This is a genomic window from Gardnerella sp. CCPDSM (genome assembly GCF_056754715.1).
Genome location: NZ_JBQEQO010000057.1, coordinates 1 through 551, shown reverse-complemented (window position 1 = coordinate 551; position 551 = coordinate 1). Strand labels below are relative to the sequence as shown.

Below are 551 nucleotides of genomic sequence, written 5' to 3'. Positions count from 1 at the left end.
GCGAGTGAAGACCAGGCGTACGTGTTGAGTGAAGACTGTCCTACAGGTTCTTTGGTTGAAGAAATTTTCGCGAATTTAGAGCAAGAGAACGAGGTTTTTGTAAAAGCATGTTTGACTGTAGTAGATGATTTTTGGGTGATGATTATTTCCGCATGATTTTAGAAACGTTTAACGGTTTTTAAGAGTAAAAAAATTAGCGAAAACTGGTGGGGAAAAACGTGTAAATACCCGGTGTTTCTTGGCTTAAAAGCTTGCTATTCTGCTCTTTTAGAGTGATATATAGTACTAGCAAAAAGCACAGAAACAAAGGAGAAACCTTATGAAAAAAGAAATTTTACAAAACCTTACAAACGAAGTTAAAACATGCAGACGCTACACATTAAACGCAATCAAAAAAGCTGAAGAAGGGAAAATTAGTTCGGCTATCAGCATGCTCGACATCGCGCAAACAGCAAAAACCTGCGCCAGTAAAGCTCACGAGGAGCTTTGGAAGGTAAGCGGAGGAAAACTAAACGATACGGAGTTTGAACTGTTTGCGGATGCTGAAACCC

The 551-nt window shown here is 39.4% G+C and carries 1 protein-coding gene; it reads left to right on the top strand.

What is annotated here, in order from left to right; translation table 11 throughout:
- Positions 1 to 319: 319 nt before the first annotated feature.
- Positions 320 to 551 (top strand): transcriptional regulator (locus tag ACTJLE_RS06490; RefSeq protein WP_481267908.1); only part of this gene is annotated, 232 nt, incomplete at its 3' end.